The organism is Microbacterium sp. (genome assembly GCF_047607225.1).
Lineage (GTDB): Bacteria > Actinomycetota > Actinomycetes > Actinomycetales > Microbacteriaceae > Microbacterium.
In genome coordinates this window covers 1-16,697 of the sequence record NZ_JASGDO010000024.1, presented here as the reverse complement: position 1 = coordinate 16,697, position 16,697 = coordinate 1, and the positions used below count along the sequence as shown (strand labels likewise).

20 protein-coding genes are annotated in these 16,697 nt (G+C 70.3%); 13 read left to right on the top strand and 7 right to left on the bottom strand.

The features are described from left to right. Complete coding sequence (locus QM591_RS03970; protein WP_415129836.1) at positions 1 to 507, top strand: NADPH-dependent FMN reductase; 507 nt, start codon at positions 1 to 3, stop codon at positions 505 to 507. 22 nt (positions 508 to 529) lie between these two features. Next, positions 530 to 1,282: a CMD domain protein gene (locus QM591_RS03965; RefSeq protein WP_415129834.1), complete on the top strand. Its 753-nt coding sequence runs from the start codon at positions 530 to 532 to the stop codon at positions 1,280 to 1,282. Here QM591_RS03965 and QM591_RS03960 read toward each other — a convergent pair. Further along, the gene (locus tag QM591_RS03960) at positions 1,210 to 2,064 is read right to left on the bottom strand and encodes a sulfurtransferase (protein ID WP_415129832.1); all 855 of its coding nucleotides are present in this window, start codon (positions 2,062 to 2,064) and stop codon (positions 1,210 to 1,212) included. The genes QM591_RS03965 and QM591_RS03960 overlap by 73 nt on opposite strands. Positions 2,065 to 2,205: 141 nt before the next feature. Between QM591_RS03960 and QM591_RS03955 the strand changes: the two genes are divergently transcribed. Both QM591_RS03955 and QM591_RS03950 read left to right on the top strand, forming a co-directional pair. Next, on the top strand, positions 2,206 to 2,775 hold the full coding sequence (locus tag QM591_RS03955; RefSeq protein WP_415129830.1) for a flavin reductase family protein: 570 nt from the start codon (positions 2,206 to 2,208) through the stop codon (positions 2,773 to 2,775). Between the two features lie 72 nt (positions 2,776 to 2,847). Further along, complete coding sequence (locus QM591_RS03950; RefSeq protein ID WP_415129828.1) at positions 2,848 to 3,549, top strand: GTP pyrophosphokinase; 702 nt, start codon at positions 2,848 to 2,850, stop codon at positions 3,547 to 3,549. A 387-nt stretch (positions 3,550 to 3,936) separates the two neighbouring features. Here the strand turns inward: QM591_RS03950 and QM591_RS03945 are convergent, their stop codons facing one another. The 3 genes from QM591_RS03945 to QM591_RS03935 are packed head-to-tail and all read right to left on the bottom strand — an operon-like array spanning position 3,937 to position 6,253. Beyond that, positions 3,937 to 4,809, bottom strand: a complete 873-nt coding sequence (locus QM591_RS03945) for an SDR family oxidoreductase (protein WP_415129826.1) — start codon at positions 4,807 to 4,809, stop codon at positions 3,937 to 3,939. Further along, positions 4,806 to 5,765, bottom strand: a complete 960-nt coding sequence (locus tag QM591_RS03940) for a cation transporter (protein ID WP_415129919.1) — start codon at positions 5,763 to 5,765, stop codon at positions 4,806 to 4,808. Before QM591_RS03940 ends, QM591_RS03945 begins: the two co-directional genes overlap by 4 nt. Before the next feature lie 17 nt (positions 5,766 to 5,782). Beyond that, the gene (locus QM591_RS03935) at positions 5,783 to 6,253 is read right to left on the bottom strand and encodes a hypothetical protein (protein WP_415129824.1); all 471 of its coding nucleotides are present in this window, start codon (positions 6,251 to 6,253) and stop codon (positions 5,783 to 5,785) included. Positions 6,254 to 6,407: 154 nt separating this feature from the next. On the opposite strand from QM591_RS03935, the gene QM591_RS03930 reads away from it, so the two are divergent. Continuing rightward, positions 6,408 to 6,770, top strand: coding sequence for a hypothetical protein (locus QM591_RS03930; protein WP_415129822.1), 363 nt, complete (start codon positions 6,408 to 6,410; stop codon positions 6,768 to 6,770). A gap of 33 nt (positions 6,771 to 6,803) precedes the next feature. Here the strand turns inward: QM591_RS03930 and QM591_RS03925 are convergent, their stop codons facing one another. Together QM591_RS03925 and QM591_RS03920 are read right to left on the bottom strand one after the other, a co-directional pair. Beyond that, positions 6,804 to 7,124 (bottom strand): ATP-dependent DNA ligase, encoded by a 321-nt coding sequence (locus QM591_RS03925; RefSeq protein WP_415129820.1) that lies wholly within the window; start codon positions 7,122 to 7,124, stop codon positions 6,804 to 6,806. A gap of 157 nt (positions 7,125 to 7,281) precedes the next feature. After that, the gene (locus tag QM591_RS03920; RefSeq protein WP_415129818.1) at positions 7,282 to 7,557 is read right to left on the bottom strand and encodes a hypothetical protein; all 276 of its coding nucleotides are present in this window, start codon (positions 7,555 to 7,557) and stop codon (positions 7,282 to 7,284) included. 226 nt (positions 7,558 to 7,783) lie between these two features. Between QM591_RS03920 and QM591_RS03915 the strand changes: the two genes are divergently transcribed. The 8 genes from QM591_RS03915 (at position 7,784) to QM591_RS03880 (ending at position 15,875) form a co-directional block, all read left to right on the top strand. After that, positions 7,784 to 7,942, top strand: coding sequence for a hypothetical protein (locus QM591_RS03915; protein WP_082829292.1), 159 nt, complete (start codon positions 7,784 to 7,786; stop codon positions 7,940 to 7,942). A gap of 214 nt (positions 7,943 to 8,156) precedes the next feature. Continuing rightward, complete coding sequence (locus tag QM591_RS03910; protein WP_415129815.1) at positions 8,157 to 9,338, top strand: ABC transporter ATP-binding protein; 1,182 nt, start codon at positions 8,157 to 8,159, stop codon at positions 9,336 to 9,338. 55 nt (positions 9,339 to 9,393) lie between these two features. Further along, positions 9,394 to 10,584, top strand: a complete 1,191-nt coding sequence (locus QM591_RS03905) for an ABC transporter substrate-binding protein (protein WP_415129813.1) — start codon at positions 9,394 to 9,396, stop codon at positions 10,582 to 10,584. Beyond that, entirely contained in the window at positions 10,577 to 11,494 is a 918-nt protein-coding gene (locus tag QM591_RS03900; protein WP_415129811.1) for an ABC transporter permease, read from the top strand. Before QM591_RS03905 ends, QM591_RS03900 begins: the two co-directional genes overlap by 8 nt. Positions 11,495 to 11,538: 44 nt before the next feature. Beyond that, positions 11,539 to 12,399, top strand: a complete 861-nt coding sequence (locus QM591_RS03895) for an ABC transporter permease (RefSeq protein WP_415129917.1) — start codon at positions 11,539 to 11,541, stop codon at positions 12,397 to 12,399. An 8-nt stretch (positions 12,400 to 12,407) separates the two neighbouring features. Beyond that, positions 12,408 to 14,072: an amidohydrolase gene (locus QM591_RS03890; RefSeq protein ID WP_415129809.1), complete on the top strand. Its 1,665-nt coding sequence runs from the start codon at positions 12,408 to 12,410 to the stop codon at positions 14,070 to 14,072. 28 nt (positions 14,073 to 14,100) lie between these two features. Next, positions 14,101 to 15,537 carry an NAD(P)/FAD-dependent oxidoreductase gene (locus tag QM591_RS03885; protein ID WP_415129807.1) on the top strand — a complete coding sequence of 479 codons (1,437 nt, stop codon included), beginning with the start codon at positions 14,101 to 14,103 and terminating at the stop codon, positions 15,535 to 15,537. After that, a complete protein-coding gene (locus QM591_RS03880) occupies positions 15,534 to 15,875 on the top strand; it encodes a cupin domain-containing protein (protein ID WP_415129805.1) in 342 nt (113 codons plus the stop codon). The genes QM591_RS03885 and QM591_RS03880 overlap by 4 nt, the downstream gene beginning before the upstream one ends. Positions 15,876 to 16,044: 169 nt before the next feature. On the opposite strand, the gene QM591_RS03875 is transcribed toward QM591_RS03880, so the two are convergent. Continuing rightward, a partial coding sequence (locus QM591_RS03875; protein ID WP_415129803.1) for a PucR family transcriptional regulator occupies positions 16,045 to 16,697 on the bottom strand: 653 nt, incomplete at its 5' end.

The following is a 16,697-nucleotide window of genomic DNA, read 5'->3' as shown; positions in this document are numbered from 1 at the left end:
GTGACCTCCGTCATCGCCCTCGTCGGCAACCCGCAGCGCGACTCCCGCACCCGGGCCGTCGCCGATACCGTAGCGGCCGAGCTGTCGGCGCGGTCGGGGGCCGCGATCGCCGAGACGATCGAGCTCGCCGACATCGCCGACGAGCTGTTCCGTCACCCGAGCGACGCGGTCGACGCCGCCCGGGAACGCGTGCTGTCCGCGGACGTCGTGATCGTCGCGAGCCCGACGTACAAGGCCACCTACACGGGGCTGCTGAAGGCCTTCCTCGACCGGTTCGACACCGGCGCGCTCCACCGACTCACCGCGGTGCCGATTCTGACTCTCGGGAGCCCCGCCCACTCCCTCGCCGTGGAGACGGCCCTGCGTCCTCTGCTGGTGGAGCTGGGGGCATCGGTGCCGACCCGCGGCATCGCGTTCCCCGCGTCGGAGGTCGATCGGCGAGCCGAGATCGTCACCGCGTGGGCGGAGGCCGAGTGGCCGCGTCTGCGCCACGCCCTCGATGACTGAGCCCATCGCGAAGGAGGAGGTCATGCCCGACGGGTCCGAGACCGCGACGGACATCATCGACAGAGAGTCGGGAGTCGAACCCGGGTCGAGCACCGACGCCCTCCGACGACACCGTCCGCACGCACGCGAACAGTCCCAGGCGGACTTCACCGCCTTGTTCGGTGGCCCCGGCACCGCCGGGTTCCCTCTCGACGACCGGCTCGCGGTCGCCGATTTCGTCGTGCGCATCGGCTCGGTCCCCGTGTCGGCGTACGGCGAGCGACTGCGCGAGACCGACAGGGGACTCGCTGCGACCGTCGGCGCCCTGGCGGCGCGCGCGACGGGCGCCGGCCCCTTCGGCCACTACCCACCGAGCGCCTTGTCGGCCGAAGACACCGACGGTGCGCGATGGGCGCCCACCCGGGCAGACGCGGCAGCACTCGGTCCCGCCCTCGCACACGCGCACCTCCTGGTGCTCCGGCCGCGCGAAGCGTCGCCGTCTGCACTCGCCGCCCTCCGCGCAGCCGGATGGAGCGTCGACGACATCGTCACCCTGTCGCAGCTCGTGGCGTTCCTCACCTATCAAGTGCGCGTGATCCATGCCCTCCGCGTGCTCGGCGACCCCACCTCCGTAGAGCCCCAGAGCGGCCATGCGGTCTCGGCAGACGTCCGTCCGCGCGCGGATGCCGGCAGCCCCCGGGCCGCCCGGCGGCGTCTTCCGGATCAGACCGTCGAGATCTCTTCGGCCGGGGTCGCCCCACGGGCCACCGGACGGCCGGGGGTGCGACTCCACTGACTCCAGCCGCCGACGAACAGCAGCGTGTGCACGCCCGCGCTCTCAAAGGCCAGAGCGGAGTGCGATGAGGCGATCCCGTTGCCGCAGTACAGCACGATCCGATCGCCGGGGGCGATGCCGCGCGATTCGAGCACGCGGCGGATGTGCGCGGGCGGGCGCAGACGGCCCTCGGGGTCGATGTGCGTCACCGCCGGGATGTTGATCGCTCCCGGGATGTGACCGGACACGGGATCGTGCGTCGGGGCCTGCCCTCGGTACTGCGCGGGTGTGCGGACGTCGACGAGGATGCCCTCACGGGGAGCGAGGGCCGCCTCGTCCATGCCGGCGACAGGCGACGCGCTCGTCCCCCACTCGACGTCTCCCGGGGCCACCGCGCGATCACCGCGCTCGAGCATCCCTCCGTGATCCAGCCAGGCGCGGAACCCTCCGTCCAGGACCTCGATCGCCACGCCGTGACCCCGCAGCATCCACCACGCGCGCGCGGCAGCGACGCCGTCGTTGTCGTCGTAGACCACGACGCGGTCTCCGCGGGAAAGCCCCCACCGCCGCGCGGCTGCGCTCAGTCGCGTCGGGTCCGGCAGCGGATACCGCCCGAGCTCGGGACGGCCCGGATCCGCCAGCTCCCGTTCCAGGTCGACGAAGACGGCGCCGGGCACGTGGCCCGCCAGGTAGGCCGGCCGCCCCTCCGGCTCATTCAGTCGCCATCGCACGTCCAGCACGCGAGGGGGCGCGCCCGACGCCAGATCCGCGGCAAGGCGCTCGGGGGTGATCAGGAGCGACATGAGCCCATCGTCGGACGCCTCATCGACCCGACCCGAGAACACCGAAACACGAGGAAACGGTGGGCGTCACAATCGGTCACAGAATGTCACGGGGGCACACGAACGGCCCTCGCGCGCGCCGACGCGACTAGCGTCGAAGGCATGACCGGTCAGTCCCCCGCCGCCGCGCCGTTCGACGCGGCCGATCACCGCTTCTCGTCGTCGCTGTCCGCCGACGAGTTCAAGGCGCTGTTCCGCGGCCACCCGGGGGGCGTCGCCGTCATCACCGCCGACGCGGGCGACGGCCCGGTGGCGCTCACCGCCACCTCGGTCTCGTCGGTGAGCGCCGACCCGCCGCTGCTCATCTTCTCGATCTCCGCGCTGTCCTCGTCGGCCGACGTCCTCTCGCGGGCTGAGACGGTCGTCGTGCACCTCCTCGACGCCACCGACCTCGACCTCGCCAAGCTCGGAGCGACGAGCGGCATCGACCGCTTCGCCGACACCGAGTCCTGGAGCCGCCTCGTCACGGGCGAACCCGTTTTCCGCGACGTGCGGGCCTGGGTGCGATGCGCCGTCATCGGGCGCATGGACGCGGGATCCTCCACCGTCATCGCCGCGCACGCCCTGCAGTCCCAGCTCAACCGCGACGTCGAGCCGGGCGAGGCCGGCGACGCGCTCGTCTACCACAACCGCACCTGGCACCGCCTCGGGGAGCACTCCCGCATCCGCTGACGGGGCGGGCCAGGCGGGCGCACCGGCCGCCTCTCACAGGATCCCCTGAAGCACGCTCGGTACGGTCGGACCATGGACGCCCTGCCGCAGCATCTCTCCGTGAGGACCACCGACGGAACGGCGACCTTCTCCCCGCGGGAGCTGCGCGAGATGCGCGACGACTTCCAGAAGTTCCTGCTGCTCTACCAGTTCGGACTGCGCGAAGTGGAGACCAAGCTCGAGATCCTCCGCGACGAGTTCCAGCTCACTCACGACTACAACCCCATCGAGCACCTGTCCAGCCGCGTGAAGTCCGCCGACAGCCTGATCGACAAGGTCGTACGCAAGGGCATCGACGCGGACTTCGACTCGATCCGCGCGCACATCACCGACATCGCGGGGGTGCGGGTGACGACGAGCTTCGCGGGAGACGCGTATCGGCTCTTCGACCTGCTCACCCAGCAGGACGACATCACGGTGCGCGAGGTGAAGGACTACATCGCCCGCCCCAAGCCGAACGGCTACAAGAGCCTCCACGTGATCGTCGAGGTGCCGGTCTTCCTCTCCAGCGGCCGAGTGGACGTGGCGGTCGAGGTGCAGTTCCGCACGATCGCGATGGACTTCTGGGCGAGCCTCGAGCACAAGATCTACTACAAGTACGAGGGTGCGGTGCCCGACGGCCTCCTCGCCGAGCTGAAGGACGCCGCCGACACGGCCGCCGAGCTCGACGCGCGGATGCAGCGCCTCCACGGCGAACTGCACGGGCCCCGCCCATCCCGGGTCTTCGCGATCTGACGCCCCGCCTGCCCCCGCCGCGCCAGCCGGGACGGGCCGGGCCGGGGCGGGCACGGCGGCAGACCGGGCCAAAAGCAGGGTCGATCGGCCGCCACCGCCGCTCACCGGCCCCGGCCACCGCTTCCGCCTGCTTTCGGCCCATCGCACCGCACCGGGACGAATCGGGCCGGAACCGGCGGGCGCGGAGCGGAGCCGGAGGCGGGGCGGGCACGGCGGCAGGCCGGGCCAAAAGCAGGGTGGATCGGCCGCCACCGCCGCTCACCGGCCCCGGCCACCGGTTCCGCCTGCTTTCGGCCCGTCTTGTGGGGACGAATCGGGCCGTCGCCCGGTCAGTCGGCCGAAATCCGACCGTCGCCGCTGCGGCCACCGCCGGCCGCGGCCGCCGGGCTACAGGCCCTTGCCGCCCGTGACCGGCAGAACGGCGCCCGACACGAACGACGCCTCCTCGGAGGCGAGGTACACGTACGCGCCGGCGAGCTCGGCGGGCTGGCCCGCCCGCCCGAGCGGCGTGTCCTGTCCGAAGGTGGCCAGCCGATCCGCGTCCCAACCGGTGGCCGGGATGAGCGGTGTCCAGATGGGACCCGGAGCCACGGCGTTCACGCGGATGCCGTCGGGTCCGAGCTCCTCGGCGGCGGCCTTGACGAAGGCGACCTGCGCCGCCTTCGTCATCGCGTAGTCGATGAGCCCGGCAGAGGGGTTGAAGGCCTGGATCGACGAGGTCACGATGATCGACGAACCCGGCTTCAGGAGCGGAACGGCCGCGCGGGCGGAGTACAGCATGCCGTACAGGTTGGTCTCGAACACGCGCTGGAACTCCGCGGTCTCGAGCGTGTCGATGCCGTCGCGGTCCTTCTGATAGGCCGCATTGAGCACCACGATGTCGAGGCCGCCGAACCGCTCGGCCGTCTCCACCACGATGTCGGTCGCGAACACCTCGTCGCGGACGTCGCCGGCGAGGCTCAGCGCGCGTCGACCCTCCTTCTCGATGAGGGCGACCGTCGCATCGGCGTCCTCCTGCTCCTGCGGGAGGTGCGCGATCGCGACATCGGCCCCCTCCCGCGCGAAGGCAATCGCCACGGCCCGCCCGATGCCGGAGTCACCGCCCGTGATGAGCGCGCGGCGGCCCTCGAGCCTGCCGCTGCCCCGGTACGACCCTTCGCCGTGATCGGGCGTCGGAGCGGTCTCGGACGTGATTCCGGGCTGGGTCTGCTCCTGATCCGGGAATCCCTCGTCGTGGTGCTTCTCGCGCGGATCGGTCATGATCTGCTCCTCTCTGATTCGTCCGGCAGCTGGACCACCGGAATGACGACCACGTCCTGGACCTTCCAGTCCAGAGCCGCGATCCGTGCACGTGCGGCCTCGATCTTCGCGAGCCGCACGCCCCCGCGCCGAGGGACCACGAAGGCCTCGACGTGGAAGACCTGCCCCATGTCCCGCATCCGCACCGATGCCTCGCGCACCCACGGCAGCCGCTCGAGCGAGGCGACGATGTCGCCGAGGAGCGGATGAGGCTCCGCGTCATCGTGCGTCCGGGCGCGCTGATCGATCAGGTCGAGGACCGCGGCGCGGGTGTTGCGCACACCGTCCCACACGATGCCGGCCGAGATGAACAGGGCCGCCACACCGTCGAGCCACCACCAGCCGATGCCCACTCCGCCCACGCCGACGATCGACGCCACGGTGGTCGTCCAGTCGGCCTTGGCCATGTCGGCATCGGCATAGAGCACCTTGTTGTGGAGCTGCGGGGCGATCTTCGCCTTGGCATGGCCGTAGAAGAAGGGGCCGATCATCGTCAGCGCCATCACGCCCATCATCAGCCAGCCGAGCCACACGGTGGCGCCGAACAGGTTGATCGTTCCGATCGCGGGGTGCTCGGCGGCGACGAGGCCGACCACCGACTCCACGGCGAGGCTGCCGCCGATCGCGAGGAGGGCGACTCCTGCCACCAGGTGCCCGACGCCCATCGTGCGATGCAGGCCGTAGGGGAATCGTCGCGTGGGCCGGCGCCTGATGAAGAGAAGGGCGACGAGGAAGGAGATCTGCGGGACGAGGGACAGCATGTCCTCGATCCACGCGGTCTTCATGGCCTGCGATCCGCCGACGACCAGCGCGATGAGCACGATCGTCACCAGCGTGTAGCCGATCGTGAACCACTCCCAGCGCACGGCGTCGCGGACGGCGCGACGTTGCGCGTCCGGCAGATCGGTGCGTCCCATCGAGGTCACCTGCGCGATCACGGCCCCACCCTCTCGTCGAGAAAGGCCTCGAGGGCCGACTGGAGCCCGTTCTCACCCAGCGGCAGGAGAACGACGATCCGGCGCCCATTCGCCCCGGGAATGCCGTCGTACCCGCGGGTGACGGAGGCCCGGTCGAGCCACGGGGTCTCCTCGGTCATCCCGCCGATCGCGAGGTCGAGGTCGCCGGTCTCGAGCCGGTCGACGAGCTCTTCCTCACTGCCCGCCGTCCACTGCACGCGGGCGTCCCGCTCCTCGGCGAAGCCCGCGACGAGATCGGCGAGCGGACCCGCCGCGCGATCAGCCTCCATCTCCACCAGGCCCGGAGCGTCGCTGACCCCCACCCGCAGGGTTCCCCCTGTGATCCGGTCCAGGCTCCCCTCCGGATCGAAGGGGATCGACGACAGAGCCGAGCACCCCGACAGGAGCACGATCAGCGCGAGAACGCCCACCCCCCGCAGAGCCTTCATGCCGCCTCCACCGGTCGTGAGCGTGAGAACCGACCGGTCGCAGCCGCGGCGCGGTCGGGATCGAACACGGGGCACGTTAGGCCGAGCCGGTCCGCGTCACGAGGGGCTTGACATCCGCTCACGCCGCCGTCAGGAATACGCGTAGAGTGCGGGCATGGGCACCATCTACTACGGCGGTTCCGCCACGCCGATCCACATCGACGACCGCGCCCTGGCGCACCTCAAGGTGGTCGTCGCCACCAAGCTCCGCCGCGGTGAGAGCTTCACCCTCAGCTGGAAGCACCCCGAAGACGAAGCGCGAGGACGCAGCACGATCTGGCTGCACCCCTCGATCCCACTCCGGTTCGTCTTCGACGACCCCGACACGCCCGATCTGAGCCGGGAATGGCTCGAGGAGCTCGCCCAGACGGCCAACTCGTCGGGCGGCATCATGCTCGTTGCCGAGCAGATCGACAGCGGCGAGCACGAGGTGCCCGACACCTCACCGCAGGTGGTCGAGCTCGCCGACGCCGACTGAGGCCCCGCTGTCGGGAGCGGACGATCCCGCCGCTCAGTCCGAGCCGTCGCCGCTGCCTTCGGTGGGCTCGGGGACGATGTACAGCCCGTTGGTGGAGTTCGCGGTGTAGGTCAGCGCCTCCAGCCACGCGCGATTGAGGCTCGGCTGGCGGCTGCCGAAGTAGCGGTAGACCAGGGAGGCCGACGGGTGCAGCCACACCGACGTGCGGCCGTCACCGACGCTCGGGTCCTCACGCCAGGTGAAGTGGAACGACTCGCCACGACGCAGCTTCTGGCCGATGACGACCTGCAGGTGCGCGAGCACGCGATCGTCGAAGTCGATGGTGATCGAGCCTTGATAGATGAACTTGCCCACGGGTTCTCCGGATTCGGCCGCGTCTTCGATGCGTCATCGGGACACCTCGGGGGGCGCGGGGACGTCAGCGCACTGCTCGGCCCAGTGCACGTTCCTCTGACGCTAATACACCCGCGCGCCTTTTCCGGACCCGGTCCAGCGCGGGACGGAGTGATTCTCAGCGCAACGCGTCGGCGCGCCGCGCGATCTCGGCGCACGCCACGTCCGACTCCGGAAGCGCGATGGTCAGGTCCATCTGCGCATCGACCACCACGAGCGACCCGGCGGTTCCCAGCAAGAGAGAGCACATCGACGGTTCGCCGTCGTGGATGCCGGGAAAGTCGACGACGTCGAACTCACCGGCCGTGTGCAAGACGCGGGCGTAGTCGATGACGGCGTCGGCGACGGCGTCGGTCGTCAGCAGCCGCTGACCATCGATCAGGATGTCTTTCACGTTCATGCACCTCGCGGGGTGGGGCGGACGAACCGCCCCGGGAGAATGCGGAGCGGCATCTTCGTGAGTCAGTGAACCCCGAAGAGCGCTGCCGCCTCCAGGGGGTTGACACCCCTCCACCCGGTGGATAGAAATCGCATGTGCGACACGAAAACGCGCAGAGGACAGAAAACGCACGCGTGTCAACCCCGTTGAGACTCCACGTCGAGCGCGCGATGGTGGTCGCATGACCACACTCGCCGTCATCCTGCTCCTCGTCGGAATCGCTCTTCTGCTCCTCGGCGTCTTCGTGAAGGCCGCCGAGTTCCTCCTGTGGATCGGCCTCGTCATCATCGTCATCGCGATCATCGCGTGGCTGATGAGGGTCATCCGACGAAACGCCTGACCCACCCCGGCCGGGTCCGCCTCCTGGGTCACCTCGATCGCCCGGTCGGAGTCGACGGTGTTACCGCCCCGTTACGCCGCCCCAGACGATCTGTCAGGCGCGTGGACGCGGCGGGAGGAATCGTCCGGTGGGGCCGCGCGATCATTGCGCGGCACGGCCCGGACGTATTGAATGTCCGCACACGCGCCAGGGAGGTGCGAGGAGCGGAGTACGCGTGACGTCGGCACCCGAATCCATCGTCGACCGGACCACCACCTCGTCCGGATCCGGGCCCGCGCCCGGCACCGGATCGGTCGTGCTCTCGCACGTCACGAAGCACTACGGAGAGCAGCTCGCCGTCGACGACCTCTCCCTCACGATCGAGGCCGGCGAGTTCCTGTCGCTTCTCGGGCCCTCCGGCTGCGGCAAGACGACGACGCTGCGCATGATCGCGGGCTTCGAACACCCCGACGCCGGCGACATCCGCATCTCCGGCGCCAGCGTGCTCGGCGCGCCGCCGTTCAAGCGCGACGTGAACACCGTCTTCCAGGCCTACGCCCTCTTCCCGCACATGACCGTCGCCGAGAACGTGGCCTACGGCCTGCAGCAGCGCCGCACTTCCAAGGGGGAGATCCGCGAACGCGCGGCAGCAGCGCTCGACATGGTGCAGATGCGCCGTTTCGCCGACCGCAAGCCCACGCAGCTCTCCGGAGGCCAGCAGCAGCGCGTCGCCCTCGCCCGCGCCCTCGTCAACCGTCCCTCCGTGCTGCTCCTGGACGAGCCGCTGGGAGCCCTCGACCGGCAGCTGCGCGAGGAGATGCAGCTCGAGCTCAAGCTCCTCCAGTCGCGGCTCGGGATCACCTTCGTCTTCGTGACCCACGATCAGGGCGAAGCGCTCTCGATGAGCGACCGCATCGCCATCATGCGCGAGGGACGCATCGAGCAGCTCGCCGACGCCGACACGGTCTACGCACGCCCGGCCTCGGCGTACGTCGCGGCCTTCGTCGGGCAGCAGAACTTCTTCCGCGGGACGGGTGTCGGGACCGATGCCGTGTCTGCCACGCACGTCATCGCCCGCTCCGAGGTGTCCACTCTGCCGGGAACCTCGTCGGGGGCGGCCGAAGCTGCCGTGCGTCCCGAGAACGTGCGGATCGCCGCCGACACCGGCGCGGCGCTGGCCGAGACCAACGCCGTCCGCGGAGAGCTCATCGGGGTCTCGCACCTCGGCGAGACGATGCAGTATCTCGTTCGGCTCGGCGACGACCAGAGCCTCATCGCGCGGCGGCCGACGCCGGAGGCGCCGAGCCTCCGGGTGGGCGACGCGGTCGTGTGCACGTGGTCGCCGGCCCACGTGCTCCTCTTCCCCGCCGACGACGCCGCCCGCGCGGCGGGGTACGTCGCACCCCCGACCGAGTAAGCGACACCGACACGCTCCATCCGCCGCACGACCTTCACCCGACCAGGAGGCCCCGATGAACGACTCCCGCTCCGCGCTGCGCATTCTCGCCCACGAGAAGGCCGTGCCGATCATCGCGAACGAGCTCTCGCGCCGCCGATTCCTCTCCCTCGCCGCGCTCGCGGGCGGCACCGCCGTGCTCGCCGCGTGCGCGCCGGGCGGCGGAGGCAACACGAGCCCCTCCTCGCAGGCCTCGGGCGGAGCCCTGGAGGGGTCGCTCTCGGTCTACACGTGGGGCGACTATGACTCCCCCGACGTCGTGAAGAACTTCACGAGCGACCTCGGGCCGAAGGTGACCCTGGACTCCTACAGCTCCAACGAGGAGCTGATCGCCAAGCTCATCGCCGCCAAGGGCACCTCGGGGTTCGACATCGTCGTGCCGACCGGCGTGTTCATCCCGCAGATGATCGAGAACGGGCTGCTGACGAAGTTCACCAAGTCGCTCCTGCCGAACCTCGAGAACATGGACCCGGCCTACCTCGGCCGGGCATGGGACCCCGAGAACGACTACTCCGTCTGCAAGGCCTGGGGAACGACCGGGTTCGTCTACGACAAGACGGTCATCACACGCGAGCTGAAGACCTGGAACGACTTCTTCGACGCCGCGCAGAACGAGGCCAGCGGCAAGACGAGCATGTCGGACGACCCCGCCGGCATCATCGGCGCGTACTTCTGGGCGAACGACGCCGACTGGAACACGCAGGACACGGCGCAGCTGGATGCCTGCCGCTCCTTCCTCGTCGAGAAGATCGCTCCGCACATCGCCGCCTTCGACTCCTACCCCGGCACCAACGCGATCCCGCAGGGCACGCAGGTGCTCATGCAGGCGTGGAACGGTGACGCGCGCCTGGGGCTGCTCGCCTCCTCCGAGCCGGAGCGGTGGCAGTGGGTGCTGCCCGGACCGCAGACCGAGCTCTGGATGGACAACTGGGCGATCGCCGCAGGCGCACCGCACCCCGAGGCCGCCCACGCGTTCATCAACTTCTCGATGACGCCGGAGAACCTCATGCTCAACCTCGACTACATCGGCTACAACGTCGGAGGCAAGGACATGGAGTCCGCCGCCGAAGAGGCGGGTCTGGAGCTTCCGGAGCTGATCTTCTTCGACGAGGCGCAGCTGGCCACGATGCACGAGCAGACCCTCAACGAGTCGCAGACGGTGCGCGTGGAGATCTGGAACGAGATGAAGGCCGCCGCGGGTGCCTGATTCGCCCGCGTCGCCCCGGCGCTCCCTCGGGGGGTTGTTGGCGGTCCCGGCGTGGATCTGGCTGCTGGTGTTCTTCGTCGCGCCGGTGGGGCTCGTGGTCTGGTACAGCTTCGGCTACAAGCCGGGCATCTTCGGAACCCACGCCAACGACGTGCTCTCGCTCGACCGTTACGCCGAGGCGCTGTCGCCGACGTTCTTCACCACGTTCCAGAACACCCTCTGGGTCGGCGTCCTCGGAACGGCGCTGTGCTTCCTGATCGGGGCTCCGGTGGCCTACTGGATGGCGTTCAAGGTGCGTCCTCAGCGCCGGGGACTGCTGATCGCGCTCGTCCTCATCCCGTTCTGGACGAACTTCCTCATCCGGACGATCGGCTGGCAGGTGATCCTCGCCCCGGAGGGGTGGCTGTCGCAGGGACTCCAGTCGATCGGAATGCTCGACGGCCCGCTCGACCTCCTCTACACCCGCACCGCCGTGCTGATCGGTGTGGTCTACAACTACCTGCCGCTGATGATCCTGCCGCTGTTCGTGGCCTTCGATCGCGTGGGGCCCGCGGTGCGCGAGGCCTCGAAGGACCTCGGCGCGGGGAAGGTCACCACCTTCTTCCGGGTGACCCTGCCGCTGTCGCGCCCCGGCGTCGTGGCGGGCGTGCTGCTGGTGTTCATCCCGCTCATGGGCGACTACATCACGGCGACCGTCCTCGGCGGGGCGAAGGGCAACATGGTCGGTCAGCTCGTGGCGAGCCAGTTCCAGACCGCGCAGAACTGGGCCCTGGGCTCGGCGATGGCGGTCGTGCTGATGCTCGTGATCGCCCTGACGATCGCGGTGGCGGCGTTGCTGCTGTGGGCGCTGAGCCTTCCCTTCCGCGCCCGGAACCGCCTCGCACTCGGACAGCAGGAGGTGGCCTCGTGACGGCGACGAAGACCGAGACGATCCTCCGCCAGCGCGACGGCAGCATGCTCGGAAGCGGGCGCCGCGCGCCGCGGTCGTGGAGCGACGTCGCGTTGAACGTGTGGGGCGTGCTCGTGCTCCTGTTCCTGTTCTCGCCGATCATCGTCATCGTCATCTACTCGTTCAACACCGGGAGGCTGCTCGTCTCGTTCGACGGGTTCGGGTTCGACGCGTTCCGGACGATCCTCGACAAGCCCGCCGTGCAGAACGCCGTGCGGGTCTCCCTCATCACGGCTCTCATCTCCGCCGTCATCGCCACGGCGCTCGGCACGCTTGCTGGGATCGCCATGGCGCGCCACCCCGGCCGGTGGGTGTGGTGGTTCCTCGGACTCCTCCTCCTCGTGTCGGTGACGCCTGAGATCGTGGACGCCGTGGCTCTCCTCCCCTGGTTCGTGACGCTCGGTCAGGACTGGGGACTGGGGATGTTCAACGACGGCATCGTGCGCCTGTCGATCGGCAGTTCGCTGTTCGCGACCGCCGTCGTCTCCTATCTCGTCCGGGCGCGCCTGGTCGGTCAGGAGGCGAACCTCGAAGAGGCCTCCAGTGACCTGTACGCGAGCCCGTTCACGACCTTCCGCCGCGTCACCCTCGCCCTCGCGATGCCGGCGGTGCTCGCCGGGTTCCTGCTCGCGTTCACGCTGAGCCTCGACAACACGATCGTCGCCGCCTTCGTGCAGGTCTCGGGGACCACTCCCTGGCCGGTCTACGTGCTGTCGGCGGTGCGTTCGGGCCTGCGTCCCGAAGTGGCGGCCGTGTCCACGATCATGCTGCTGCTGACGCTCGTCGCCCTCGCCGTCGTGGCGGTCGTGCTCAAGCGCGCCGGCGACTCGGCCACCGACATCGCCCGCACGATGGGTGGGGCGTGAGGAGAGAGATGACCTACGCAGAGCTGGTGTTCCACGGCGGACCGGTCTTCACGGCCGACACGGTGCGTTCCCGCGCGAGCGCCGTCGCCGTGTCCGGGGGGCGCATCGTCGCCGTCGGCGGCGAGGGGGTCCGGGAACTGATCGGGCCGCAGACGGAGGTCGTCGACCTTTCCGGACGGCTGCTGGTGCCCGGCTTCCAGGACGCCCACGTCCACCCCGTGTCGGGCGGCCTGGAACTGCTCCGCTGCGACCTGGCCGACGGCACGACCGAGGCGGAGTACCTCGACCTCGTCGCCGCCTACGCCCGGACCCACCCCCCGACGGAGGAGGACGGTTCGGAGTGGGTGCTGGGCGGCGGCTGGGCGATGTCCGCCTTCCCCGGCGGCACCCCGACGGCGGCCGCGCTCGACCGCGTGCTCCCCGATCGCCCGGCTTTCCTGCCCAACCGCGACGGGCACGGCGCGTGGGTGAACTCCGCTGCGCTCCGGCGCGCGGGGATCGACCGTGACACCCCCGATCCCGCCGACGGGCGAATCGAGCGCGACCACGACGGCACCCCGACCGGCACCCTCCACGAGGGCGCGATGTCGCTGGTCAACCGCCTCATCCCCGATCCCACGCCCGAGTTCCTCCGCGAGGCGCTGCTGGCGGGCCAGCGCTACCTGCACTCCTACGGCATCACCGCGTGGCAGGACGCGATCATCGGCGACTACAGCGACCTCGTCGATCAGGGCGAGACCTATCGGCGAGCCGCGATCGACGGCAGCCTGACCGGCCGCGTCGTCGGGGCGCTGTGGTGGGACCGGGGCGCCGGACTCGAGCAGATCCCCTCGCTCGTGGAGCGCCGCGAGCGCTTCAGCCACGGCCGCTTCCAGGCCACCAGCGTCAAGGTGATGCAAGACGGCGTCGCCGAGAACTTCACGGCCGCGATGCTCGAGCCGTACCACGACGGTCATGGTCATCCCACCGACAACTCCGGCATCTCCTTCGTGGATCCCGAGGTGCTGCGCGACGCCGTGCCGCGGCTCGATGCACTCGGCTTCCAAGTGCACTTCCACGCGATCGGCGACCGCGCGGTGCGCGAATGCCTCGACGCGGTCGCCGAAGCGATCGCCCGCAACGGACGCGGCGACAACCGGCACCACATCGCTCACATCCAGGTGGTGCACCCCGACGACGTCCCGCGCTTCCGAGAGCTCGGCGTCGCCGCGAACATGCAGTCGCTGTGGGCGACGCTCGAGCCGCAGATGGTCGAGCTCACCCTTCCGTTCCTCGGAGCACCGCGCGACGCGTGGCAGTATCCGTTCGGCGACCTCCTGCGCGCGGGGGCGGTGCTGGCCGCCGGAAGCGACTGGTCGGTGTCCTCGCCCAACCCGCTCGCGGCCATCCACACCGCCGTCAATCGTCAGGCGGCGCCTGGATACGAGGAGGGCGACTACGAGCCCTTCCTCCCCGACCAGGCGATCGACCTCGGGACGTCGCTCGCGGCCTACACCGCGGGATCGGCGTGGGTGAATCACCTCGACCGCGACACGGGCACGATCGAGGTGGGCAAGTACGCCGACCTCGCCGTCCTGGACCGCGATCCGTTCGCCGGCCCCGCCGACGAGATCGGCACCGCCCGCGTGCTCGAGACCTTCGTCGAGGGCGACCGCGTGTACGTGGCCGACTGACACGCACCATCTCGAGAGGAAACACCCCGTGGGAACCACCGTCTTCGAACGGCAGGCACCGGCGCCGGCCGTGGTCGACCGCAGTCTGAGCGACACGCGCTCGGGGGTGTTCTGGACGGAGGATCTGCCGGATGCGCTGCGCCCCGATCGGCCCGTGCTGCGCGGGGCCGTCGAGGCCGACCTGGTGGTGGTCGGGGGCGGCTACACCGGACTGTGGACGGCGCTCCTGGCGACCCTTCGCGACCCCGGTCGCCGGGTGGTCGTGATCGAGGCCAACCGCGTGGGGTGGGCGGCGTCGGGACGAAACGGCGGGTTCTGCGAGGCGAGCCTCACTCACGGTCACGAGAACGGCGCGCGGCGCTGGCCCGACGAGATCGAGACCCTGGAGCGTCTGGGACGAGAGAACCTCGACGAGATCGAACGGACGGTCAGCGAGCTCGGTCTCGACGTGCAGTTCGAGCGCACCGGCCAGCTCGCCCCCGCCGTCGAGCCGCATCAGCTCGCCTGGCTCGACGACTGGCGAGCCGAGTCCGCCTCCGACCCCGACGTCGTCTTCCTCGACCAGGAGGCCGTGCGCGGCTCCGTCGCCTCGCCGACGTACCTCGGGGCGATCTGGGAGAAGGGCACGTGCGCGCTCGTGCACCCCGCGCGCCTGGCCGCCGAGCTCGCGCGCGCGGCCGAGGAACGCGGTGCGCGGATCTTCGAGCGCTCGCGGGTATCGGGACTGGACACCACCGCGACGGGCGTCACCGTGCACACGGCGGAGGGAAGCGTCACGGCTGCACACGCGGTGCTCGCCACGAACGTCTTCCCCTCGCTCCTGCGCCGCAATCGCCTCATGACGGTTCCGGTGTACGACTACGTCCTCATGACCGAACCGCTCTCGGCGCAGCAGTGGGAAGAGGTCGGCTGGCGGGATCGCCAGGGCATCGGCGACATGGCCAATCAGTTCCACTACTATCGGCCGACGCAGGACGGGCGAATCCTCTTCGGCGGCTACGACGCGATCTACCACTACGGGCGCCGGGTCGATCCACGCTACGAGCACCGGCCCGACGTGTGGGCGAAGCTCGCGAGCCACTTCTTCACGACCTTCCCCCAGTTGGAAGGACTGCGGTTCTCGCACCAGTGGGCAGGAGCGATCGACAGTTCGACGCAGTTCACCGCCTTCTACGGCACCGCCCGGGCGGGGCGCGTGGCGTATGCCGCCGGCTTCACGGGCCTCGGGGTGGGTTCGACGCGGTTCGCCGGCAATGTCATGCTGGATCTGCTGGACGGCTCCGAGACGGAGCGGACGGCGCTGCAGATGGTCCGCGCGCGACCGCTCCCCTTCCCGCCCGAGCCGGCGGCGGCGATCGGGATCAACGCGACCCGCTGGTCGATGGACCGGGCGGATCACAACGAGGGCAAGCGCAACCTCCTGCTGAAGACACTGGACGCGCTGGGATTGGGGTTCGACTCGTGACGGAGCTGGATGCGGGTGTCTTGGTCACCGCGGCCGACGTGGACCTGACACTGACGCCGGTTCCGGCCGCGCAGGTCGTGGCAGGCAGACCCGCGACCGGATCGGTCGACCTCGACGAGGACATGGGGATCGGCGTCTGGGAGATGACGCCGGGGGCGATGAGCGACACCGAGATCGAGGAGGTGTTCGTCGTGGTCGCCGGCGACGCCACGGTGGAGTTCGTCGACCCCGCCCTTCCCGCGATCCAGCTCACCCCCGGTGCGATCGTGCGACTCGAGTCCGGGATGCGCACCGTCTGGACCGTCCGCGAGACGCTCCGCAAGGTCTACCTCGCCTGACCCGGACCCCCACCCGGACCCCCTGGTTCATCGGTCCCGGTCCCTCGTTGAGAGCACATGTTCTCAGCGAGGGCACATGTCGCGGACGTCCGTAACGGAGGCGCTCGATGAGAGCATGTGCTCTCGGCGGAAAGCACGGGATCCCCGGAAGACCGGAGTCGAAGCGGGGTCAGGGGGCGACGGAGCGGCGGACGAGGAGGGCGAGGTGCAGCGCCGTCTGGATCTCGCCGTCGTCGAGGTCGACGGCAAGGAGCTCCTGGATGAGCGCGATCCGCTGGTAGAACACCGAGCGCGACAGATGCGACGCCGTCGCCGCCGCGGTGCGGTTGCCGGGGTGGGCAAGCATCGCCCCGAGGACGTCGAGGAGGTCGCCGCCGCGGGCCAGGTCGTGCTCGATCAGCGGGGCGAGCATCCGCTCACCGTGATCGAGCACGCGGTGATCGTCGCGGAGGGCGGTCACCAGCCGCGCCAGCGGACGCTCCTCCGCTCGCCGGATGTGGGGACCGCGGCCGGAACGCCCCTGCGGGGCCCTCGCCAGATCGATCGCCTCTTGGAGCGACGTGAGGGCCCGCTCGATCCCGGCCTCGACGGCCGCGCCCTCCGTCCCGGCACCTTCTCCGCCACGGACGTGCGCCGGTGTCCCCACCGACAGGACGAGGCGCGCGGCGGCCGGGCTCAGCGCCTCCGCAAAGCGCCGGGCCGCATCGGAGTCGAACGGCGTCCGGGCGGGAATCGACACGAGCAGCGTCGCGCCCGGCCCCGTCGCCACCCCGGCGGGCAAGGTGCCCACGAGGGCCCGGCCGCCGAAGACCCCCGCGGCCG